The organism is Pseudomonas sp. EA_65y_Pfl2_P78, from assembly GCF_963970495.1.
Taxonomy (GTDB): domain Bacteria; phylum Pseudomonadota; class Gammaproteobacteria; order Pseudomonadales; family Pseudomonadaceae; genus Aquipseudomonas; species Aquipseudomonas baetica_A.
This window is the reverse complement of record NZ_CAXAON010000011.1, coordinates 1-17,767: the sequence shown is the minus strand read 5'-3', so window position 1 is coordinate 17,767 and position 17,767 is coordinate 1. Positions and strand designations below refer to the sequence as shown.

The window sequence follows — 17,767 nt, the reverse complement described above, 5'->3', positions numbered from 1 at the left end:
AGACAAACGCCAAAATAAATAATCCTCCATTTGACTGTCACAAATTCAACTTAGATCGAGACCCAACAGCTTTGCACTTGCCACCGCTTGAGTTCTTCGTTCGACACCCAACTTTCCGTGTATACGCCTGGCATGAGTCTTTACGGTATGTAGCGAAATAAACAGTTCATCTGCAATCTGTTGATTGGAATAGCCTTTGGCGATCAGTCGTAAAACTTCAAGTTCTCGCTGGCTCAGCACGCCGTAGTTGCTTAATGTCTGCGCGGCTGCATCTTCAGCGATCTTGTTATTCAGTGCCTGCAACACGTTCGGCTGGCGCAATTCCAGTTCACGCAACGCCTGGTGCAGGCCGTGATGAGCAACCAATTCAAGGCCCTGCTGCAAATAGTGTTGCGCGCCGGCCTGATCGCACTGCAGAAAGGCAACTTCGGCCAACGCCAGGAGCAAGTCAGTTTCGAGGGCGACCATTCTGCACTGCTTCGCGTCCGCCAATAACTGCTCAAGGCGGATGATCGGATTATTGGCGATGCGCAGACCCGTTTGCGCCAGGATCAGCAGGTATTCAACCCGTGGAATCAACTCGATGGTCGCCGGCGGTGCCTGCAATGCACCGGCCCCTTGATAGTGACGCAGCAGACGCGCCATCGCCTCGTTGGCCAGTTCGGCACGCCCTTGCTGAAGCCACAACAGACTGCTGATCTGCAACAACACCCCACGATAGACAGTCTCCGGAATCTGCCGCTGCTGCATCAGCCGCTGTGCATCGCGCAACCAGACAAATGCGCCTTCAAAATCCGCCTGATTGGCCGCCAGTTGTGCCTGCCCCAGATAGCCATACAAGACCCGCTTGTCATGGTTGCGCTTGCAATCGTCGAGGCCGGACTGAAAAAAAGCGGCCGCCAGGGCATCCTGCCCCTGACTGAGAGCCAGACGCCCCCGACGCAGTGCAATCCTGCCCAATAGCGGCGTCGGTCGATCCGGTCGTCTGCCGAGCAGAGCGTGCACTGCGGCCAACAGACATTCGGCCCGCGCCGCCGCGCCACGCTGCTCCAGTATTTGTGCATGATCGAGCTCAAGCAGCGCCTCGAAAACCAGCGAATTTTGCGCCCGCGCCAGACACAGCGCCTGCCGATTGTGGGCGTAGGCCACATCCAGCGCCCCTCTCAAGAGCGCCTGTTGCGTCACCCCCGACAAACACATCACCCGAGCCATCCAGTGGTCGTCGTCGAGCGAATCCAGCGCCTCGGAAAAATGACCCTGAGCGCAAGTCATCTGCCCTTCCAGATGCAGCAGCCAGCCATTCAAGGTTTGCCAGCGCGCAATCAGTTGCCGCTCGAGCGTGGCCGAAGGCTGTGGCATGAACCTCGCCAGGTGCGCGATGCACTGCGTGGCCTGTTCGAACCGGCCGGCAAACAACAGCGCTGCGCTGATCAGCCCGACCAACTGCGGTGATCCCAAGGTCAATCCTTCGCCCTGAGATTCATGCAGGCGCAACAACAGCACCACCGTTTGCTCTTCAAAAAGATGCTCGAAGTTGAAATGCTGCAACAGGCTCACTGCCGTTTCGAATTCCTCGGCAAGCAACGCCTGCTCGAAAGCCGAACGCCAATCACCGGTAGCGGCGAACCATTGGCACGCCCGACGATGCCATGAACGAGACGCGGGCCAATGTTCATCGCGCATCACCTGCGCCAAAGGCGCGAATATCTGTAGCCACTGCGACGATTCATTCCATGGCTCGATAAAGCAACCCAGCGTTTGCAGCGTTCGCAGGTAATCAGCCCCCTCACCGGCACCGAACAAGTGTTCACACAGTTCAGCGTTGAAACGCGGCAAATTCGCCAGTACTCGCCAGACTTCCGCCAGCTCCGGCGTCAAACCGCTGAACAGTTCGTGCTGCAGATAATCAAGCAAGGTTTCCACACGTTGCTGCGGTTGGGTGCTTTGCGACCAGTCGCATTTTTGCAGCAACGTCATTCGCACTCCGGCGCACCAGCCACCGGTGCGATGAACAATCCGTCCAGCCACATTGGCGGCCTGCTCGGCTGACAAGTGTTTCAGTGCCTGGGCGATCTCGTCCTGGGTCAGCGCCAGCGTCGGGCTTTCGCATTCATACAATTCGTCGTCCAGCAACAGCCGCGGCCAGTTGCATTGCGGACGCCGGCGAGAGCCGATCCACCAGGTCAATGCGGGGCTGCTGATTGTCAGCAAACGGTCGAGCAAGGCATCGAGTGACGGATCCGGCAAACGGCTGTAATCGTCGATGAACAGCCAGGTTGGTGCCTCCCAATGAGTCAATGCCGCGATCAGACCAGCCTCATCCGTGTCGGTCAGGCCCAGCGCTGCAGTCAATCGATGGCACATCTCGCCGTTGCTCAATTGCGCACCTGCCAGTGGCAACCAGAGCACCTTATACGTCGCGGGCGCCTGAAGCAGGCATTCGGTAAGCAGCGCACTTTTTCCGCTACCGGGGGGCGCACAGATCAGCCTGACCCGCGCCATCGACTCAAGCAGTGGTTCGCTCAATCGCAAACGTGGCTGGTGATGGGAAGACAGTCTGGGCAGGAAACCGGGGCGATCCAGACACGGCGTCATGGCGGTCATCGGGTGAGCCTTCTTATTGTTTTGCAGCCACCCTAGCCCTCTGCTGTCAGCTTGTTGATAAATATTCAGCGCGCTGATTGGCAGCCATAAAAAAGGCGACCGTGCGGTCGCCTTTTGTACAGCCGTTGTATCACAAACGTTACCGCACACCCGCTGCGCGCAGGGCCGATGGTGTGTAGTCGGCAGCCTTGGCCTCGAAGCCGAATTCGAAGCTGTGTTTCTCTTCGTTCTTCATCCCCAGGGCAATGTACCGGCCGGCAATGATGTCGTAGAGCGCTTCCAGAGTGTAGGCCTGCGTCTGGTGATCGTAGTAGTACTGAGCGTGACCTTCGGCGACCCGCCACAGTTGGCCGCGACCGTCGTAATGGTCAGCGAGCGCCACCTGCCAACTGTCCTCATCGATGTACATGTGGCGCTTGGCGTAGATGTGCCGCTCGTTCGGTTTGACCGTACCGATCACCTCCCACACGCGATGCAGTTCATAGCGGGTCAGATCCTGATTGATGTGGCCAGCCTTGACGATGTCGTCGTACTTGAGTTTCGGCGAATCGAGCTTGTAGCTGTTGTAAGGAATGTACATTTCCTTCTTGCCCACCAGTTTCCAGTCGTAACGATCCGGGGCGCCGGAGAACATGTCGAAGTTGTCCGAGGTGCGCAGACCGTCCGCGGCGGTGCCCGGCCCGTCATAGGCCACTTGCGGCGCGCGGCGTACCCGACGCTGACCGGCGTTGTAGACCCACGCCAGACGCGGCTCCTTCACCTGATCGAGCGTCTCGTGAACCAGCAGCACGTTGCCGGCCAGACGTGCCGGCGCGGTGACTGACTGCTTGAAAAAGGTCAGGACGTTGGCGGCTTTTTCCGGATCGATATCTTTCATCAGTTGCGGCACGGCGATCTCTTCTTCGAAGCGGATCGGCGTGTAGCTGCCGTTGGTCTGTGGTGTGACCTGAGTGATGATCCGGCGCAGATTCCCGCCGTGGTAACGGGTGATGTGGTTCCACAACACTTCAACGCCGTTCTTCGGAATCGGGAAGGCGTAGTAGCGGTTGCCGGTGAAATTGGCCAGGCCGTTGCCGTCATTGATCGTGGTCACGTTCAGCGCACTGCGTTTGGCCGACTCATAGATCTCAGGCGGTACGGCGACGGTACGGTGGGTGGGGTAAACCGGGATCTTGTAGGTTTGCGGGTAACGCTTGAACATCGCCACCTGACCGTCCGAGAGTTTGTCCTTGTACTGGTCGACATTGGCGGCGGTGATGGTGAACAACGGTTTTTCATTGGCAAACGGGTCAGCCAGGAACCCTTTGCTGTCGACCGCCCCGGCGTTTTTCGGGATGCCACCGGTCCATGCCGGAATCGAGCCATCGGCGTTACCGGCCTTCTCGGCGCCCAGCGGCGTGAGGCTGGTGCCAAGCTTGTTGGCTTCTTGCGGTGACACTGCCGCCATCACGTTGGCCGCCAGCAGGCTCAGGGCCAGGACACCACATTGCAGAATCATTTTGCGCATTGCATTCATCCTTCTCGGGCAGATCAGAAGTTCACGCCGAAACTCAGGGCGACGAAGTCACGGTCTTCGAGGACGTTGTAATCGCCGCCGAAGAAATCGGTGTAACTGAGGCTCGCGGTGTAGGTGTTGCGGTAGTCGGCATCGACGCCGACGCTGATCGCTTTGGCGCCTTCGTTGAACAGGCCATTGGGGCCGTAACCGGCGACGTCATGCGACCACGACAGGTTCGGCTTGAGGTTGACCCCGCCAATCACGTTGGCGTAATCGAGGATGGCCCGGGCGCGGTAGCCCCACGAAGTCGACGTGACGAAGCCATCGGTGTCGCCGCCGAAACCGTATTGGCCGTACACCGAGTCGCGGCCGTAACGCAGCTTGCTGCGCGACTCCAGACCGCCGACCCGCACCACCGCTGCTTCACCGACGACGGTCAGGCGCTGGGCCCCTAATACCTGATCGAAGAAGTGCGTGAGGGTGCTCTGGATCTGGGTGATTTCCTTGCGACGATAGCCCTTGTTGTCAGCACCGGGCGAAGTCGCCAGTGGCGAAGCAGCGCCCCCGGCAATCGGGTTGAGCAACGCCAGGGTCAGGTCGTTGGTGTTGACCTGCACCGGCGCGTTTGGCCGGTAGCTGATCTCGCCGGTCCACGCGGTGCCGGTGGGCAGTGTGGTAGAGAAACTGGCGCCGTACAGACGAATGTCTTCCGGATATTCGAGGTAATACTGACCGCGTCCCAACATCACGCTTTGCGCCAGTCCCGAGCCGCTGCCGGGGGCCAGACCATTGGCGATGCCGACCATGCCCGGCAACGCGGCAAGCGTCGAACGCCCGGCCGTGGTGGTGCCCACCGTCGGCGTGCGGCTGTGGTAGTTCATGAAATAGAGACCGTATTCGGTGTCGTCGCCGAGCCAGCGCAACGCCGTGCCCCACTGCCCCGAATCCCGTGCATCGCGGTCGCCACCCCGGGGCACCACGACGCCTTCGCGAGTCACCTCAATGCCCTGACCGAAGGCCGTGGTCAACGGCACAAACGGCGCAATCGCCGGGCTGCCGACGGTATACCCGTTGTTGCAACCGTCCGCCGCCACATCGACGCCGAAGAACGTACCGCAGTTGTCGAGGACGGTCTGGTCCCATTCCAGTTGGTAGAAACCTTCGACAGAGAGCTTGTCCGTCAGGCTTTGCGAGCCGAACAGCATGTTCACCGGGATCAGACCTTCCTTGATCTCGGCGCCAGGACGCCGAAACGCCGACACGTCGATCGGGTTGATGCTGTTGATCGAGTTGCCGATGAAGGTACTTTCGCCCCAGCTCACCACTTGCTTGCCTGCACGCACGGTGCCCGGCAAGTCAGCGATGGCGTAGTTGTGATAGACGAACGCATCGAGAATCTGCGCGCCGGAAGACTTCGCGCCCTCCTTGCGCCCCTTGTCGCTGATCTGTTTGAACTCGCGGTCTTCATCCTTGAGTTCGAAGTCGTACCAGTATTTGCCACGCACAAACACCCCGGTGTCGCCGTACTTCAGTTCGAGGTCGTGAATGCCTTTGAAGATTATCGAAAAGGTTTCGCCCTTCTTGAAATTCAGGCGTCCGTCATCACCCGTCGAAGATTGCCCGGTACCACCATTGACCGTGCCGACCAGCGACTTGTCGGCATCGCGCATGCCCCAGCTCGCACCGACCGACAGTGACGAGTCGAAGGTGCCCTCGATTTCCCCGATGTTGAACGAAACCGCGTGCGCCTGGGCGCAGCAGCCCATAGCCACCGCGGCTGCCAGCGCCTGCGGTGTGAAGATGGCGCGCATTGTTCTTGTTTTCATGCGTCTTCCCCGGTGAGTGACAGAAGGCCCCACCCTACTGCCGGTTGAACGGGTCGATAAGCGCACCAAGGAGGTATTCGCGTTGTCGCTCGAAAGGATGAATGCCCCGGTGGGATGCGCCTTTGCGCGGGCCATGAGTGCGCTGGATAGTCGAACATCATTGCAGCGCATGGTGCATGTGGTACGGGGCAGACTGTTACATGCCCCGTAACAGTTCATGTCCGCAATCGCTATTTTTCCTACAGACTCAAATCCGTATTCTGAGCGGGCTTTCACGGGACACGCCGCAAAGCATTCGGCCTTGGCGCCTTAACCACTCAAGCCATTGCTGACAGATTTCAGATCAACCGAAGGTCTTCGGTTGCTCGCCCCGGTGTTCACTGACGTTGATTTGTAGCTCCTTGATCCAACGTCTTACCTTGGCCGCTGCGTTTGCAGCGGCCTTTTTTATGGGTGACGGGTTTTAGCGGGGAGATGGCAGGGCTGGCGCAGCCCTGCCGATTGTTGCGCAGGGTTCAGAGCGAATATTTCTGCAAATTCGCCATCATTTCCTTCAGCGCCTCAATGTTGTCCTTGGGGTGCGCCGCGCCTTCGAAATCGCAAATCTGCTGCCAGTGCGCCGCGACATCTTCCGGGGAAAATCCAGCACGCGGATCAAACCCGGCCCCCAAACTGCGCTCCCACCGCACCTTGCCCATCCAGCCACCACCGACCTCAAACAGCCCGGAGGTCTCCTGGCACTGTTCACTGGCCAGATACACCACCAACGGACTGACCAGCTCCGGCTTCAGTTGCTCGAATACTTGCGGCGGGATCAGGCCTTCGGTCATGCGCGTGCCGCCAGTCGGGGCGATGGCGTTGACCAGAATGTTGTTCTTGCGGCCCTCGATGGCAAGGGTGCGGGTCAGGCCGTACAGGCCAAGTTTGGCCATGCCGTAGTTGGATTGGCCGAAGTTGCCGTAGATGCCGGAAGTCGACGCGGTGAAGATCACTCGACCGTAGTTTTGTTCACGCAGGTGCGGCCACGCGGCGCGGGTGACTTTGTAGGCGCCTTCGACATGGACGCGGTAAACCAGATCCCAGTCGGCATCGTCCATTTTGTGGAAGGTCTTGTCGCGCAGGATCCCGGCGTTGTTGACCACCACGTCGACGCGGCCAAAGACGTCGAGGGCGTTCTGCACCAGTTTGTCGCCGTCAGTGACCGAGTCGTGGTTGGCTTCGGCGATGCCGCCGGCCTCACGAATTTCTGCCACCACGCGGTCGGCGGCGCTAGCATTGGCGCCTTCGCCCTGGGTCGAGCCTCCGAGGTCATTGACCAGCACTTTGGCGCCCTGTCTGGCGAACAGCAGTGCATGCGCCCGTCCCAGACCGCCACCGGCTCCGGTGACGATCACGACTTTATCTTCGAAACGCACAGACTCATTCATCAGGGCAACTCCAGCAGGCCAAAGGACAGAGAGCCCGAGTGTCAGGCACGGGGCTTTGGGTCACAACGAACACGGCTGAGGCTGAATGATGCGCGATAAGGTGAGGGGATGATGCCAAGCAAGATCAATAGATCGCTGGCGGCGATCCATTGATCTTTCAGGAGCACGCCACTTTGCGCGGCGGCAGCGCCAAACGGTCGCGGAACGCCAGGTAATGCGTGAGCACCTGCACCGGCGCTTCGGTCTGCGGATAGTGACCAATACCCGGCAACAGCACGGTGTCCGCGTCTGCAATCAACTCCCGGTACCGCTCGACCATGTGCGCACCGGAGATCGGATCGACTTCGCCATCGATCACCCGCAACGGGATTTCGCCACGCTGCATGGCCGCCACCCAACGGTCGCGCTGCACGCGACGCTCGGGGATGTAGCCAATCAGCTTGTGCATGATGCGCGGGCCTTGATGGGTGTCGATCAGACTCCAGAAATCATCCAGCTCGCTCTCGCTTGGCCGGGTCTGCGGGCCGAAAATCTGGCCGAAGCTTTTCACCAGCGCGTCTCGGGTGAAGGCGCGACCGATCATCCAGCCTAAAGGGCTGAGCAGCAGTTTTTGCATCAACACCGGGCGGTGGGTTTCCGGGAACAGCCCGCCGTTGAGGAACACGCAACTGGCGACCTTGATGTGCGCCTCGTAATGCCGCGCGAGCAGTTCCTGCGCGACGCTGTCGCCATAGTCATGAGCGAGGAGGTGTACCGGCTGCTCGACCTGCAGATGCGCGAGCAACGCCTGTTGCAGATCGGCTTGTTCCAGCAGGCTGTAGCGGTGATTGACCGGTTTGGCCGAGTCGCCGAAACCGAGCATGTCACAGGCGATCACGCGATACCGTTGAGCCAGTGGCTGCCACAGGTAATGCCAATCCCAACTGGCGGTCGGAAAACCATGGATCAGCAGCAGCGGCTCACCCTGCCCCGCCGTCCAGTAACGGATCGACTGACCACCAAAAACAAAGGTCTGGCTGCGCTTGCGCCAGACACACAACGGAATCTCGGCAAGAGGCATCAGAGTTGATATCCAGGGTTCTGTTTATCGAGTTTGCGCAGCAATGCCGGCCACGCCAGCGCGCCGCCCATGCCTTGAGCACTTTTGGTGACGCCGGCGATCATCGCTTTGGCGCCCGCCAGAACCTGCGGTTCGATGGCAATGAGTTCAGCGCCGCCGGTCTGCGCCATCACCTGAATGTCGCAGGCACGCTGGAAGGTGAACATCATCAGAAAAGTGTCAGCGATAGTGCCGCCACAGGTCAGCAGACCGTGGTTGTGCAGCATGAGGAAATGGTTATCGCCGAGGTCGGCCTGCAAGCGCGCCTTCTCCTCGTGATTGAGGGCCACGCCTTCATAGGCGTGATAAGCGAGGCTGGACAGGACAAACAGCGATTGCTGACTGATCGGCAGCACACCCTGCTTTTGCGCCGACACCGCAACCCCCGAGGCCGTGTGCGTATGCAGCACGCAAACCACATCGTGTCGAACTTCGTGCACGGCGCTGTGGATGGTGTAACCGGCGGGGTTGATTTCGTAAGGACTGTCCATGAGTTTGTTGCCGGCCTGATCGACTTTCACCAGGCTTGATGCGGTGATCTCGTGGAACATCAGGCCAAACGGATTGATCAGGAAATCTTCGGTGCCCGGCACCTTGGCCGAAATGTGCGTGAAGATCAGATCATCCCAGCCATGCAGCGCGACCAGACGATAGCAGGCGGCGAGATCGACTCGGGTCTGCCATTCCGCAGCGCTGACCTGATCTTTGACATTTAGGGACGATTGGACGGGGGCTACGCTCACTGTATGCACCTCTGCGTTCTTATTGTTCTGCACGTGTGAGCAGTCTAGTCAGGCGCAGGCCATCGCGTAGTTGCATTGGCAGCCAGCTTGATGACTGAACGAGTCAGCCCGGCAAACAGCTTGGATCCGTGTCAAAGCAACGACGCCAACAAAGGGGCCGCGAACAGATTGAGCAACCCGGTGAGGACCATCACCAGCCCCGCCACCGAGCCCTCCTCACCGCCCACTTCATGGGCGCGGCTGACACCGGCGCCATGGGCACCGACACCGAACAGGGCGCCACGGGCCAAGGCACTGCGCACTGGCAACCACTTCAAAAGAACGCCGCCGAGCATCGCGCCAAACACCCCGGTAAACATCACGAACACCGCCGTCAATTCCGGTACGCCGCCGAGATCATGAGCCAGCGGCATGGCGAATGGCGTGGTGATCGAGCGCGGCACCAGCGACATCGTCACCGAACTGTCCAGTGCCAGGGCCTTGGCCAGTCCGAACGAGGTGGCGATTGATGCCGTGCTGCCGGCAACCATGCCGAGCATCAATGCAGGCCAGTGCCGCATCAACAGATGCCGCTGCTGCCAGATCGGCACGGCGAAGGCGACTGTCACCGGACCGAGCACCCGCATCAACCAGTGGGTGTTGCTGGAATACTCGGCGTAAGCGGTGTGCAGCGGCACGGCCAGCGCCAACAACAGCGTTGGCACCAGAATCAGCGGCGACAGCAGGTAACGGCCGGTGCGCCGATAAATCCAGCGGCTGAACAAGTACGCCAGCAGGGTGAATGCGAGCCAGAACATCGGCATCAATTCAAGCTTCATGGGACCGCCTCAGGCGCACGGCCCATTCCACGGTGAACGCCGTCACCAGCATGACCATCAACGTGCTGGCGGCGATCACCAACAGAATCCGCCAACCGTCATTGCGCAGCAGCGCGCCATAATCAAGCAGGCTCATCAACGCCGGGATGAAGAACAGCAGCATCTCCGCCATCAGCAGCCCCGCGCCCAATTGCAATGCCGCCGGTTTGACCCAGCCAAAGGCGAACGCCAGCAGCAACAGCGCCATGCCGATCACGCCACCGGGAATCGGCCACGCCAGCCAAGCGGCGAGTTGGCAGCCAAGCAGGTAGAGACCGAGCAGCACGGCCAGTTCGACAACAAGGCGGGAAAGGTACTTGAGGGTTGCGGCGTTCATGGCTTTGCTCCTGACAGGGGCTTATTTTACGAACCGAGCACCCATCCCAGAAGCGAATTGTTAGACTCCAAGCCATTCCAAAAAGGAATCAGACTATGGAATTCAAACAACTGCGCAGTTTTGTCGAAGTCATGCATCAGGGCGGTTTTACCCAGGCCGCGAAAACCCTGCACATCAGCCAATCGGCCGTGAGCAAACAAGTCGCGCAACTCGAACAAAGCCTGGGCACCCCGTTGCTCGAACGGCTGGGTTCGCAGTTGCGCCTGACCACCGCCGGCAGCGTGGTGTTGCAACGAGCCGAGGGCATGCTGCGCTTGCGCAACGAATTGCTCAGCGAACTCGACGACCTCAGCCATCTGGCCCGTGGCGAATTGCGCCTGGGCCTGCCGCTGTTGGGCAGTGACACGTTGTTCGCCGGGCTGTTTGCCGAATACCGTCGGCGCTATCCGAATATCAAGATCCAATTACTTGAAGGCGGTAGCCGCCATATTGAGCAAGCCGTGTTGAGTGCAGAACTGGAATTGGGCGGCAGTTTGTTGCCCAAGGATGCGCAGTTCGACTATCAGCCGTTCTGCGATGAGAAGCTCGATGCACTGTTGCCGAGGGATCATCCGTTGGCTGAGCGGGGCGAAATCGGTCTGGAAGAATTGGCCGATACGCCGTTTCTGCTGTATCAGCGCAGTTTTGTGCTCAATGATCGCTTGCTCCAGGCGTGCCAGCAGATGGGCTTCACACCGAAGGAAGGCGGACGCAGTGGGCAGGCGGATTTTCTGGTGTCACTGGTGGCCGCCGGGCAAGGCGTGGTGTTGCTGCCCAGCGTGGTCGCGCGGGGTCTGGTGCGGCCAGGCGTCGTGCGCCTGACCTTGAAAGCACCGGACTCGCTTCGCTGGGATATCGTTTTCATCTGGCGTCAGGGCGCCTATCTGTCGAAAGCGGCGCAAGCCTGGCTTTCTCTGCTGCGCGAGCGACCAATCAGCCCTTGAGCGCGCCGATGAACTCAGCCAGCCAAGGCTCGGCGTCGGTTTCCGGGGTCACGCTTTCGCTGGCGTCGATGCGCAGCATCTCCTGCACTTCGCGCACGCCCAGTTCGCCGAACAGTTCGCGCATCTGCTCGCCGCCGCCGCAGAAGGTGTCGCCGTAACTGGCGTCGCCCAACGCAATCACCGCCCCCGGCAAACCGCGCCAGGCAGCGGGTAATTGGTCACGAAGGGCCGAATACAACGGCTGCAGGTTGTCCGGCAACTCGCCCATGCCGGTGGTCGAGGTCACCGCCAGCAGCGCTTGAGGGCCAAAAGACTGAAGGTCCGTCAGGCTGGCGCGCGAGTTGTAGAAGGTTTCAAAGCCGGCGGCTTTCAGCAGATTCTGGGCGTGGCGGGCGACTTCTTCGGCGGTGCCGTAGACCGAACCGGAGAGGATGGCGACTTTCATCAATCTGATCCTGGAGCTGAAAAAAAGAGCGCCGATATTAACAGCCTGAGCCGTGAAGTTGCGATTAACTCCCAATAAGCGCCAATGACCTATAGACAGCCTCCGCCGATCTTCTAGAATGCCCGTCACAGACACCTCTGAAAGGATTCAAAGATGATCAACGCCAGCCTGCTGCAAATGGTAATCAACGCATCGAACGATGGAATTGTGGTCGCGGAAAAGGAAGGCGAACAGGACAACATCCTGATTTACGTCAACCCGGCCTTCGAGCGCTTGACCGGTTACGCCAGCGAGGAAATCCTCTATCAAGACTGTCGCTTTCTGCAATCCGGAGACAGGGATCAGGAAAACCTGACACTGATTCGCGAAGCGCTGCGCAATAGCGGATCTTGCCGGGAAATCTTGCGCAACTATCGCAAGGACGGCACACCGTTCTGGAATGAACTGTCGCTTTCAACGGTTAAAAACGCCGATGACGGACAAACCTATTTCGTCGGTGTTCAAAAAGATGTGACGGTTCAGGTCAAGGCCCAGCAACGCGTTGCGCAATTGGAAGCACAGGTCGCCGCACTCAAAGCCGAACTGGCTGAACTGAAAGCGACAAACGGTTAAAACAAAACAGCGAACCAATTGTCATTAACTACAATCACCAAAGACTTTGTAACTATTCCTTTCGAGTCCGCCATGCAACGCGACGCCCTCCTCACTCAGGATGAGCTGGATTTCATCCAGACCATGCAACACAACCCGCAATTGAATGTGCGGGATGCGACGTCGAGCCTGCTGGTGAATGGTGGTTCGCAGATCCGTGACTTGCTCACGCGTCTGGCCGCTCACGAACAGGTCACCATCCAGGCCAACTTCGAAAATCAGCAGATGACCTTCCCGCTGCATTTGGTGGAGGACGAGTTTCACGCGCTGCATCTGCGCCTCGGCGTACCTAGCATTTACGAAGACGGCCCGATGGTTCGCCCATGGCGACTGGCTCTTGAAGAACCGGTGGCACTGGAGAACGCCAAAGGCCAGCCGGGCCCGCTGTGGGTACACGAGATCTCGCACAAAGGCGTATTGCTGGAAGTGCGCAACAAAACCAAACCGCCCAAGCATTTCGCTCTGTGGTTCAGCCCATCGGGTTATGAGCGGATTTCATTGCGTGGCCATTTCGAACGAGAAACCGAGCAAGGTTTCTTCGCCTACGAACTGAGCCAGACCGATGCCGATGAAACCGAACGTCTGCGCCAGTTCATCCTGCAACAACATCGCCTGACACATCCGGCCCTGCACACCTGAGCCTTTAAAACCTGGCCTTCAGGTATCCAGCGTGCCCGCCAGAAACTGCGTCAGCCGCTGAAACATTGTCGCCCCTTCATTACCAATGCAACCGATTGACGTTCCAGCCAGGCTCTCCTGCGCCAGATCGGAGGCATCCCCCGCCAGCAGCACCTGACAATCAAGGCTCAACGCCAGCCGGCTCAAGCGTCGCGGAAGGTCGGCGCTCGGTGCGTGGTTGGAAAACAATACCAGTACGTCAGGCCGGGTCCGTTCGCAGACCAGGGTGAGTTCATCGAACGGCTGGCCGGTGGTCAGCACGCGGATCCCTGAGCCATTACCACTCAGGAACAGTGCCGTCACCAGCAGTTCCAGCTCTCGGCATTGTCCGGCCAAGGCACTGACAATCACCCTGCGCGGTTTCGAGCCGCGCAGCATGACGATCCGCTGCAATACCCGCGCTCTGAGAAACCCATCGAAGAACAGCCATTCGCTGGTTTGCCCAAAAGCATCTTGTCGCTGCAGCAGTTGCAGCCACAAGGGCATCAGAATGTCCTGGAACACGACGGGCAACGTATAAGAAGAAAAGATCTGACCGTAGACCAGATCCAGTTGCTGATCATCGAACGAACTGATCGCATCCTGCAGTTGCACCTGCCATTGCAGATAATCGGCCTGCACCCGATCGTCGGGGATGATGTGCGCCAGCACTTTCAACGGCTCGGTCTTGGCCAGAATCTTGCCGACTTTGCTGACGGACACACCACGATCGATCCAGTCGAGAATGCTGCGAACGCGCTCGATATCGGCCATCGAATACAAGCGATGCCCACTTTCGGTGCGTGTTGGTTGAATCAAACCATAGCGCCGCTCCCATGCACGCAACGTGACCGGGTTAACGCCGGTCAATCGTGCGACTTCACGTATGGGGAACAGATCTTCACATTCCAGCGCAATGGATGCCTGCGAAGCAGGGCTTTTGTCCGTGATGACAGACATAAGACAATCAACTTCCTTGTTGGCGAATTGGATCCTATTCTAACCTTGATGGAGCATTAAGATTCAAGCGATGAACAGCGACCAAAGTCGCTGGTTAAATCGGTAAAATCCGGAATATTCCTTGCATACTGTAAAACGCTGGCCACTACCCCCGGCCCTGCGTCAGGCGAAACTCCTACCCGGAGCGACGCACTCGAAATACGGAGATATACAATGTCTACTTCCCCCGTCACGCTGATGGTTGCGCGTCGCGTCGCCGATGGACGCTATCAGGATCTGATCGCCTGGCTGCGCGAAGGTGAACAACTGGCCACCGACTTCCCCGGTTATCTCGGCTCCGGTGTGCTCGCTCCACCGCCCGGCGATAACGAGTTTCAAATCATTTTCCGCTTTGCCGATGAGCACACACTGCATGCGTGGGAGCATTCGGCCTCGCGTACTGCCTGGCTGGATCGTGGCAGCGACCTGTTTGCGCACCCGAAGGAGCATCGCGTCAGCGGCATTGAGGGCTGGTTCGGCGCCGATGCGATCGGCCAGCGCCCGCCACGCTGGAAACAGGCTGTCGCGATCTGGCTGGCGTTCTTCCCGGTATCGCTGCTGTTCAACTTTGTCCTCGGTCCGCTGCTCAGTGAAATGAGCCTGCTGCCACGGATGCTGATCAGCACGGCATGCCTGACGCCGTTGATGGTTTATTTCTTTATTCCGTTGTCGACCCGATTACTGGCAAATTGGCTGAACAGTACGCCAGCCCGCCCGTTGCCCGTTACCCCTTGCGCGCAAAATCGCTGATCCCTCTGTGGAAGCGGGCTTGCTCGCAGCCATCTGAAGTCGGTTCTGCAATAGGTAGGTCGCTCGTGTCGCTGTTATAGTTTTTACTTCAACCGCGACGCGAGCCGTACATGACCACAACCTCCGCCCCGATCCTCATCACCGGCGCCGGCCAGCGTGTCGGCCTGCATTGCGCGCAGCGTTTGCTTGAAGATGGCCACGCTGTGATCTTCAGTTACCGCAGCGAACGTCCCGGCGTGCAAGTGCTGCGTGATCTGGGCGCCATCGGCGTGTTCGCGGATTTTTCCAGCGAAGCCGGCATACTCGCCTTCATCGCCGAACTGAAAACCCACACCGACAGCCTGCGGGCAATCGTACACAACGCCTCCGAATGGCTGGCCGAAACCCCGGACAACGGAGCCGAAGCGTTCACACGCCTGTTCAACCTGCACATGCTCGCGCCCTATCTGATCAACCTGCATTGCGCCGATCTGCTCACGCTATCGACGCCTGCGGACATCATCCACATCAGCGATGATGTCACCCGCAAGGGCAGCAGCAAGCACATCGGTTACTGCGCCACAAAGGCCGGGCTCGACAGCCTGACCTTGTCGTTCGCCGCTCGCTATGCGCCGGCGATCAAGGTCAACGGCATCGCCCCTGCCCTGCTATCGTTCAATCCCGACGACGACGCGGCGTACCGCGCCAAAGCGCTGGCCAAATCCGCGCTGGGTATCGAACCCGGCAGTGAAGTGATCTATCAGAGCCTGCGCTACCTGCTCGACAACCCGTATGTCACCGGTACGACCCTGACCGTCAACGGCGGACGGCACGTCAAATAACAACGCCCGCGAGGATGTTCGATGACCCGCTCCCTGCCCGAGCATTACCGCGACATACTGATCGGTCTTGGTGAAGATCCCGAACGCGAAGGACTGCGAGACACGCCGCTACGCGCAGCCAAGGCCATGCAATACCTGTGTCACGGCTACGAACAGAGCGTCGATGAGATCGTCAATGGCGCGCTGTTTGCCTCCGACAGCGACGAGATGATCATCGTCGCCGACATCGAACTGTACTCATTGTGCGAACATCACCTGCTGCCCTTCATCGGCAAGGCCCATGTGGCTTATATTCCGACGGGCAAGGTGCTGGGGTTGTCGAAGATCGGGCGGCTGGTGGACATGTTCGCCCGGCGCCTGCAGATTCAGGAAAACCTCACCCGACAGGTTGCCGATGCGGTGCAGCAAGTCACCGATGCCGCCGGCGTCGCCGTGGTCATTGAAGCCAGACACATGTGCATGATGATGCGCGGTGTCGAGAAACAGAATTCGACCATGAACACCTCGGTCATGCTCGGCGCCTTTCGCGAGTCGAGCAACACCCGCCAGGAGTTCCTGCAATTGATTGGACGGAGCAAGTAAATGGCACAACTTCAACCGGGAATGGCACGCATCCGGGTCAAGGATCTGCGCTTGCGCACCTTTATCGGGATCAACGAGGACGAAATCCTCAACAAGCAGGATGTGCTGATCAACCTCACCATCCTGTACGCGGCGCAGGAAGCAGTGCGCGACAACGACATCGATCACGCGCTGAACTACCGCACCATCACCAAGGCGATCATCGCCCACGTCGAGGGCAACCGCTTCGCGCTGCTCGAACGTCTGACCCAGGAACTACTGGATCTGGTGATGAGTAACGGCTCGGTGCTGTATGCCGAAGTCGAAGTCGACAAGCCGCATGCGCTGCGTTTTGCCGAGTCGGTGTCGATTACCCTTGCGGCAAGCCGCTGAGCTTCAAGCTTCGTGCTGCAAGCGGTAAGCTACAGGCACCCCACCATTGAAATCTTGCAGCTTGAAGCTTGCCGCTCAACGCTGTCTCGCAGAGACCCCCATGACTGATCAACAACGCCTCGAACTCGAAGCCGCCGCCTTCCGCCGGCTGGTCGCCCATCTGGACAGCCGCAAGGACGTGCAGAACATTGACCTGATGAACCTCGCCGGGTTCTGCCGCAACTGCCTGTCGAAGTGGTACAAGGCCGAAGCCGACGAGCGCCAGATCGAGGTCAGCCTCGATGAAGCCCGCGAAGTGGTTTACGGCATGCCGTACGCCGAGTGGAAGTCTCAATTTCAGCAAGAAGCCAGCGCCGAACAACAAGCGGCGTTCGCCAAAGGAAAACCTCATGAGTGATCTGAACACCCTGCGCACCAGCCTCAAGAGCGGCGAGCACCTTTTTGCCGACACCCTGGCCTTCATCGCCGCCGGTTACGACTACCAGCCTCAGGCGTTCAACAACGGCGGCGTGGAAAACGCTGCCGGGCAGAACGAAGGCTCGTGCAAGACCCTCGGTCTGGCGCTGCTGGAAGGCTTTAGCGATGAAGAAGCGCTGCTGGCGTTCGGCGAGCACTACCGCTCGGTGGTGGCGGCGCCTGAAGGCAGCGATCACGGCAATATTCGAGCGCTGATCAACAACGGTCTGGCCGGCGTGAAGTTCGAAACCCAGCCCCTTTGCCGCCGCTGATCCTGCATTGCCAACCCGCGTCCCTTGTGGGAGCAGGCTTGCTCGCGAAAGCGGTGTGCCAGTCACCCAAAATATCGCCTGAAATGACGCCTTCGCGAGCAAGCCCACCCACCTTTGGACTGTGGCGCCTGTGAGTAACGGACACAAAAAAACCGGCCGAACAGACTGTGTGAAAACCTAGCAATCTGCGCAGCGCTCAATGAAAATGCTCCGTATCGAAAGATACGGAGCATTTTTCGTTATTGCCTACATCCAAGGAGAGTCCCGCAGCCAGACCAGCGTGTTCCCGGCCTCGCTGGAGGAACTGATCCCCGAGGATCACCTCGTTCGTGTGATCGACCTCTACGTCGCCAAGCTGGATCTGGTGCAACTGGGCTTTGACAAAGCG

At 59.2% G+C, this 17,767-nt stretch carries 19 protein-coding genes and 1 pseudogene; 10 read left to right on the top strand and 10 right to left on the bottom strand.

The genetic code is table 11. The features are described 5' to 3' along the window. Window positions 1–45: 45 nt before the first annotated feature. The 8 genes from AACY02_RS11450 to AACY02_RS11415 form a co-directional block, all read right to left on the bottom strand. Window positions 46–2,604 (bottom strand): LuxR C-terminal-related transcriptional regulator, encoded by a 2,559-nt coding sequence (locus AACY02_RS11450; protein WP_339432035.1) that lies wholly within the window; start codon window positions 2,602–2,604, stop codon window positions 46–48. A gap of 139 nt (window positions 2,605–2,743) precedes the next feature. After that, window positions 2,744–4,111 (bottom strand): DUF1329 domain-containing protein, encoded by a 1,368-nt coding sequence (locus AACY02_RS11445; protein WP_339432034.1) that lies wholly within the window; start codon window positions 4,109–4,111, stop codon window positions 2,744–2,746. Window positions 4,112–4,134: 23 nt separating this feature from the next. After that, a complete protein-coding gene (locus tag AACY02_RS11440) occupies window positions 4,135–5,928 on the bottom strand; it encodes a DUF1302 domain-containing protein (RefSeq protein WP_339432033.1) in 1,794 nt (597 codons plus the stop codon). A gap of 515 nt (window positions 5,929–6,443) precedes the next feature. Beyond that, window positions 6,444–7,355: an SDR family oxidoreductase gene (locus AACY02_RS11435; RefSeq protein ID WP_339432032.1), complete on the bottom strand. Its 912-nt coding sequence runs from the start codon at window positions 7,353–7,355 to the stop codon at window positions 6,444–6,446. Between the two features lie 157 nt (window positions 7,356–7,512). Beyond that, window positions 7,513–8,415, bottom strand: a complete 903-nt coding sequence (locus tag AACY02_RS11430; RefSeq protein WP_339432031.1) for an alpha/beta fold hydrolase — start codon at window positions 8,413–8,415, stop codon at window positions 7,513–7,515. After that, window positions 8,415–9,197, bottom strand: a complete 783-nt coding sequence (locus tag AACY02_RS11425) for a class II aldolase/adducin family protein (protein ID WP_221730000.1) — start codon at window positions 9,195–9,197, stop codon at window positions 8,415–8,417. Before AACY02_RS11425 ends, AACY02_RS11430 begins: the two co-directional genes overlap by 1 nt. A 131-nt stretch (window positions 9,198–9,328) precedes the next feature. Beyond that, on the bottom strand, window positions 9,329–10,015 hold the full coding sequence (locus tag AACY02_RS11420) for an LrgB family protein (RefSeq protein WP_339432030.1): 687 nt from the start codon (window positions 10,013–10,015) through the stop codon (window positions 9,329–9,331). After that, on the bottom strand, window positions 10,005–10,391 hold the full coding sequence (locus tag AACY02_RS11415) for a CidA/LrgA family protein (protein ID WP_339432029.1): 387 nt from the start codon (window positions 10,389–10,391) through the stop codon (window positions 10,005–10,007). The genes AACY02_RS11420 and AACY02_RS11415 overlap by 11 nt, the downstream gene beginning before the upstream one ends. Window positions 10,392–10,486: 95 nt before the next feature. Here AACY02_RS11415 and AACY02_RS11410 point away from each other — a divergent pair, with 95 nt between their 5' ends. Continuing rightward, window positions 10,487–11,374 (top strand): LysR family transcriptional regulator, encoded by an 888-nt coding sequence (locus AACY02_RS11410; protein ID WP_339432028.1) that lies wholly within the window; start codon window positions 10,487–10,489, stop codon window positions 11,372–11,374. Here the strand turns inward: AACY02_RS11410 and AACY02_RS11405 are convergent. After that, a complete protein-coding gene (locus AACY02_RS11405) occupies window positions 11,364–11,819 on the bottom strand; it encodes a flavodoxin (RefSeq protein ID WP_339432027.1) in 456 nt (151 codons plus the stop codon). The genes AACY02_RS11410 and AACY02_RS11405 overlap by 11 nt on opposite strands. Before the next feature lie 153 nt (window positions 11,820–11,972). On the opposite strand from AACY02_RS11405, the gene AACY02_RS11400 reads away from it, so the two are divergent. After that, the gene (locus AACY02_RS11400) at window positions 11,973–12,431 is read left to right on the top strand and encodes a PAS domain-containing protein (RefSeq protein ID WP_339432026.1); all 459 of its coding nucleotides are present in this window, start codon (window positions 11,973–11,975) and stop codon (window positions 12,429–12,431) included. Between the two features lie 72 nt (window positions 12,432–12,503). After that, entirely contained in the window at window positions 12,504–13,109 is a 606-nt protein-coding gene (locus tag AACY02_RS11395; RefSeq protein WP_339432025.1) for a hypothetical protein, read from the top strand. Between the two features lie 18 nt (window positions 13,110–13,127). Here the strand turns inward: AACY02_RS11395 and AACY02_RS11390 are convergent, their stop codons facing one another. Continuing rightward, the gene (locus AACY02_RS11390) at window positions 13,128–14,087 is read right to left on the bottom strand and encodes a MerR family transcriptional regulator (protein WP_339432024.1); all 960 of its coding nucleotides are present in this window, start codon (window positions 14,085–14,087) and stop codon (window positions 13,128–13,130) included. 213 nt (window positions 14,088–14,300) lie between these two features. Here AACY02_RS11390 and AACY02_RS11385 point away from each other — a divergent pair, with 213 nt between their 5' ends. From AACY02_RS11385 to AACY02_RS11355, 7 genes and pseudogenes are all read left to right on the top strand, one after another. Beyond that, on the top strand, window positions 14,301–14,876 hold the full coding sequence (locus tag AACY02_RS11385; RefSeq protein ID WP_339432023.1) for an antibiotic biosynthesis monooxygenase: 576 nt from the start codon (window positions 14,301–14,303) through the stop codon (window positions 14,874–14,876). A gap of 110 nt (window positions 14,877–14,986) precedes the next feature. Further along, window positions 14,987–15,697 (top strand): dihydromonapterin reductase, encoded by a 711-nt coding sequence (gene folM, locus AACY02_RS11380; protein WP_339432022.1) that lies wholly within the window; start codon window positions 14,987–14,989, stop codon window positions 15,695–15,697. A 21-nt stretch (window positions 15,698–15,718) separates the two neighbouring features. Next, window positions 15,719–16,279 (top strand): GTP cyclohydrolase I FolE, encoded by a 561-nt coding sequence (gene folE / locus AACY02_RS11375; RefSeq protein WP_339432021.1) that lies wholly within the window; start codon window positions 15,719–15,721, stop codon window positions 16,277–16,279. Then, complete coding sequence (gene folX, locus AACY02_RS11370; RefSeq protein WP_339432020.1) at window positions 16,280–16,651, top strand: dihydroneopterin triphosphate 2'-epimerase; 372 nt, start codon at window positions 16,280–16,282, stop codon at window positions 16,649–16,651. A 100-nt stretch (window positions 16,652–16,751) separates the two neighbouring features. Next, complete coding sequence (locus AACY02_RS11365) at window positions 16,752–17,048, top strand: DUF1244 domain-containing protein (RefSeq protein ID WP_339432019.1); 297 nt, start codon at window positions 16,752–16,754, stop codon at window positions 17,046–17,048. Further along, on the top strand, window positions 17,041–17,379 hold the full coding sequence (locus tag AACY02_RS11360) for a HopJ type III effector protein (protein ID WP_339432018.1): 339 nt from the start codon (window positions 17,041–17,043) through the stop codon (window positions 17,377–17,379). Before AACY02_RS11365 ends, AACY02_RS11360 begins: the two co-directional genes overlap by 8 nt. A 241-nt stretch (window positions 17,380–17,620) precedes the next feature. Then, window positions 17,621–17,767 (top strand): annotated as a pseudogene (locus tag AACY02_RS11355) (IS5/IS1182 family transposase); the annotation flags it as partial.

Excerpts from the sequence above, each read along its gene's own strand:
- AACY02_RS11450 (WP_339432035.1), bottom strand. The coding sequence starts at position 2,604 with ATGACCGCCATGACGCCGTGTCTGGATCGCCCCGGTTTCCTGCCCAGA.
- AACY02_RS11445 (WP_339432034.1), bottom strand. The coding sequence starts at position 4,111 with ATGCGCAAAATGATTCTGCAATGTGGTGTCCTGGCCCTGAGCCTGCTG.
- AACY02_RS11440 (WP_339432033.1), bottom strand. The coding sequence starts at position 5,928 with ATGAAAACAAGAACAATGCGCGCCATCTTCACACCGCAGGCGCTGGCA.
- AACY02_RS11435 (WP_339432032.1), bottom strand. The coding sequence starts at position 7,355 with ATGAATGAGTCTGTGCGTTTCGAAGATAAAGTCGTGATCGTCACCGGA.
- AACY02_RS11430 (WP_339432031.1), bottom strand. The coding sequence starts at position 8,415 with ATGCCTCTTGCCGAGATTCCGTTGTGTGTCTGGCGCAAGCGCAGCCAG.
- AACY02_RS11420 (WP_339432030.1), bottom strand. The coding sequence starts at position 10,015 with ATGAAGCTTGAATTGATGCCGATGTTCTGGCTCGCATTCACCCTGCTG.
- AACY02_RS11415 (WP_339432029.1), bottom strand. The coding sequence starts at position 10,391 with ATGAACGCCGCAACCCTCAAGTACCTTTCCCGCCTTGTTGTCGAACTG.
- AACY02_RS11410 (WP_339432028.1), top strand. The coding sequence starts at position 10,487 with ATGGAATTCAAACAACTGCGCAGTTTTGTCGAAGTCATGCATCAGGGC.
- AACY02_RS11405 (WP_339432027.1), bottom strand. The coding sequence starts at position 11,819 with ATGAAAGTCGCCATCCTCTCCGGTTCGGTCTACGGCACCGCCGAAGAA.
- AACY02_RS11400 (WP_339432026.1), top strand. The coding sequence starts at position 11,973 with ATGATCAACGCCAGCCTGCTGCAAATGGTAATCAACGCATCGAACGAT.
- AACY02_RS11395 (WP_339432025.1), top strand. The coding sequence starts at position 12,504 with ATGCAACGCGACGCCCTCCTCACTCAGGATGAGCTGGATTTCATCCAG.
- AACY02_RS11390 (WP_339432024.1), bottom strand. The coding sequence starts at position 14,087 with ATGTCTGTCATCACGGACAAAAGCCCTGCTTCGCAGGCATCCATTGCG.
- AACY02_RS11385 (WP_339432023.1), top strand. The coding sequence starts at position 14,301 with ATGTCTACTTCCCCCGTCACGCTGATGGTTGCGCGTCGCGTCGCCGAT.
- folM (WP_339432022.1), top strand. The coding sequence starts at position 14,987 with ATGACCACAACCTCCGCCCCGATCCTCATCACCGGCGCCGGCCAGCGT.
- folE (WP_339432021.1), top strand. The coding sequence starts at position 15,719 with ATGACCCGCTCCCTGCCCGAGCATTACCGCGACATACTGATCGGTCTT.
- folX (WP_339432020.1), top strand. The coding sequence starts at position 16,280 with ATGGCACAACTTCAACCGGGAATGGCACGCATCCGGGTCAAGGATCTG.
- AACY02_RS11365 (WP_339432019.1), top strand. The coding sequence starts at position 16,752 with ATGACTGATCAACAACGCCTCGAACTCGAAGCCGCCGCCTTCCGCCGG.
- AACY02_RS11360 (WP_339432018.1), top strand. The coding sequence starts at position 17,041 with ATGAGTGATCTGAACACCCTGCGCACCAGCCTCAAGAGCGGCGAGCAC.